The sequence below is a fragment of the Mesorhizobium sp. M7A.F.Ca.CA.002.15.2.1 genome (genome assembly GCF_003998715.1).
GTDB classification, from domain to species: domain Bacteria; phylum Pseudomonadota; class Alphaproteobacteria; order Rhizobiales; family Rhizobiaceae; genus Mesorhizobium; species Mesorhizobium ciceri.
Window position 1 is genome coordinate 1 of record NZ_RZPI01000677.1, and the last position, 2,927, is coordinate 2,927.

The 2,927-nt window shown below is 65.5% G+C and carries 2 protein-coding genes; both read left to right on the forward strand.

What is annotated here, in order from left to right; translation table 11 throughout:
* The coding region (locus tag ENZ74_RS27395) for a GumC family protein (RefSeq protein ID WP_127313129.1) at positions 1–1,744 on the forward strand (1,744 nt) is incomplete at its 5' end.
* 180 nt (positions 1,745–1,924) lie between these two features.
* A complete protein-coding gene (folD, locus tag ENZ74_RS27400) occupies positions 1,925–2,824 on the forward strand; it encodes a bifunctional methylenetetrahydrofolate dehydrogenase/methenyltetrahydrofolate cyclohydrolase FolD (protein WP_063170063.1) in 900 nt (299 codons plus the stop codon).
* Positions 2,825–2,927: the final 103 nt, after the last annotated feature.

The following is a 2,927-nucleotide window of genomic DNA, read 5'->3' on the forward strand; positions in this document are numbered from 1 at the left end:
CGGCAATCTGGCTGAGAGCCTTTCGGTCGAGCGCGGCGGCAAGACCTTCGTCATCACCGTCAGCGCCACCACGCAGAATGGCGAGAAATCGGCCCTCATCGCCAACACGATGACGGATGTCTTCCTGCAGACTTTCGGCCAGATACAGTCGGACACCGCAGGCCGCGCCACCGACGAACTGACGGCCAGGCTTGACGAGTTGCGCAAGGGCGTCGAGGCAGCCGAGCGCAAGGTCGAGGATTTCAGGGCCACGCACGATCTCGTTGACGCGCAGGGCCATCTCATCAGCGACGATGAGATGCTGAAACTCAACGAGCAGCTGTCGGTCGCGCGCGCCCGGACCCTGGAACTCAACGCCCGGGCGGCCTCGGCGCGTTCGGTCGACGTCAATTCGGTTCTCACCGGTACCTTGCCGGAGGAGATCAACTCCAACACGATGAGCGATCTGCGTTCGCAATATGCGTCGCTCAAGCAGGAAGCTGACCGCGCCGCCATCCGGCTCGGCCCGCGTCACCCCGAACTCCAGGCGATCAATGCCCAGATTGCCGGCGCACGCGAACGCATCGCCTCGGAGCTGCGCCGCATCGGCTCGTCGCTGCAGGTCGACCTCAAGCGCGCCGTCCAGCTCGAACAGGATCTTGCCTCTCGCCTGGCGCAGCTGAAGGTCCGCAGCGGCGACGTCAACAGCGACCTCGTGTCGATGCGCGAACTGGAGCGCGAGGCGACCGCCAAGCGTTCCGTCTACGAACAGTACCTGCTGCGCGCCAAGGAGACCGGCGAGCAGAAGGACATCAACACCGCCAACATCAATGTGATCTCGAAGGCCTTCGCGCCGCTTGAGCCGAACGGGCCGTCGCGGGTCGTGGTCGCGCTCGCCGGCCTGTTGCTGGGTTTCGCCTCCGGCATTGGCCTCGGAGCCATGCGTGGCGCCTATGAGAGCCTGCGTGACACCGCCAATTCGCGCTCGCGTCGCGACCATGGCACGGACGAACGCCGGACGCCTTACGAAGACAAGGCATATCGGGCAGCGCCGCCGCCGGCGCCGCCATTACCACCAGCGCCGCAGCCATCGACACCCCCGCCTGCATCACCACCGCCGGCCGTGCCACCGCCTGTCCAGCAAGCCGAGGCCTCGCCGGCAGAAGGTCCCGGCCGGATCGGTGCCTTGCTGTCGAGGCTGCACAAGTCCGTCTCCCGCAGGCCATCCCGGGAGGAGCCGTTCGATACCGTCGAATGGGCCTCTGCCGAAAACGGGGAGCCAACGCAGGATCCGCAATACCGCGCCTATCCCCGGCCGGCGCCGGCCTTCGAGCCCCGGCAGGCGGCCGCGACAGCATACCCGGCACCACCTTTCCAGCCCGGCGGCCATCCGCAGCAGACGGCGCAGCCGCCACTGCCGCCTCCCATGATGACGCAGCGGCCATATTCCGGGCCGCAGCTCTATCCCTACGCGCAGCCATTGGGCTACGCGCAGCAGCCGGGCTATCCCTATCCGCAATCTATGCCGGCCGCCAATGCCGGGCAGCAGTCCGATCCGGCTCAGCCCGCTTCCGAGTCCTATCCACAGCCGCCCGTCGCGCAGCAGCAGGCGCCTCAGCCTCATCAGCGATCGGCGGAGCCGTCGCGGGCCGTGGAGGATGCCGAGCAGCAAGCGCCAATCGAGGAAATCCGCGCCAGCCTGCGCGAATTCCGCGAAGCGGTTCGCGAACTGACCGAGAGCCGCACGCGCCGCCGCTACTTCTGAGCCACAAAAATCTGCGCGGTGCCGTACAAAAACATGCCGGTTTCGCGTAAACGGCATGGGACGGCGCTTTGGCGGGATTGCATGTTGGATTTTTCGTGAAGATGCCACGCTGTGAAAGATCGAAAAGCGCGTCGCTTCCGGAAGCGACGCGCTTGGGCATTCTGGTGTTGAGGGTGGTCCATGGCTGAAGTGATTGATGGCAAGAGCGTTGCCGGGGACGTTGTGGGGACGGTCAAGACCCTGACGGCTGAACTTGTCGCCAAGGGCAAGGCCAAGCCCGGTCTTGCCGTGGTCATCGTCGGCGAGGATCCGGCCAGCCAGGTCTATGTCGCGTCCAAGTCGCGCACCGCCAAGGAATGCGGCTTTCATTCCGTCCAGCATACGCTGCCGGCCGAAACCTCCGAAGAGGCATTGCTGAAGATCATCGGCGACCTCAACGCCGATCCGGCCATCAATGGCATCCTCGTGCAGCTTCCTCTGCCGGCCCACATTGACGCCGGCAAGATCATCCAGACCATCGCGCCGGAAAAGGATGTCGACGGCTTCCACTTCATCAATGTCGGCAAGCTCGGCACCGGTGAACTCGAAACAGCGTTCGTGCCTTGCACGCCGGCCGGCTCGATGCTTCTGATCGAGCGGGTGCGCGGCAAGGACCTGTCCGGCCTCAACGCAGTCGTCGTCGGCCGCTCCAACATCGTCGGCAAGCCGATGGCCAACCTGCTGCTTGCCGCCAACTGCACCGTCACCATCGCCCACAGCCGCACCAGGGATCTGCCGGCCTTGGCCCGCACCGCCGATATCCTTGTCGCGGCCGTCGGCAGGCCGGAGATGATCAGGGGTGATTGGGTGAAGCCAGGCGCCACCGTCATCGATGTCGGCATCAACCGCATCCCGGCGCCGGAAAAGGGCGAGGGCAAGTCCCGCCTCGTCGGCGATGTCGCCTATGCCGAAGCGGCCAGGGCCGCCAGCGCCATCACACCGGTGCCCGGCGGTGTCGGCCCCATGACCATTGCCATGCTGATGGCCAATACGTTAGCCTCCGCCTACCTTTCGGCCGGATTGAAACGGCCGTCCTTCTGACCCGCCAGAAAGCTGCAGCTTTGCCGAACCCCAGTGTTCCCTCAGAACGGCCGGTCATGACTGACCCCGTTCAAGGCGGCCGGCAGTTCGCATTCCTGCTGGT

Excerpts from the sequence above, each read along its gene's own strand:
- folD (WP_063170063.1), top strand. The coding sequence starts at position 1,925 with ATGGCTGAAGTGATTGATGGCAAGAGCGTTGCCGGGGACGTTGTGGGG.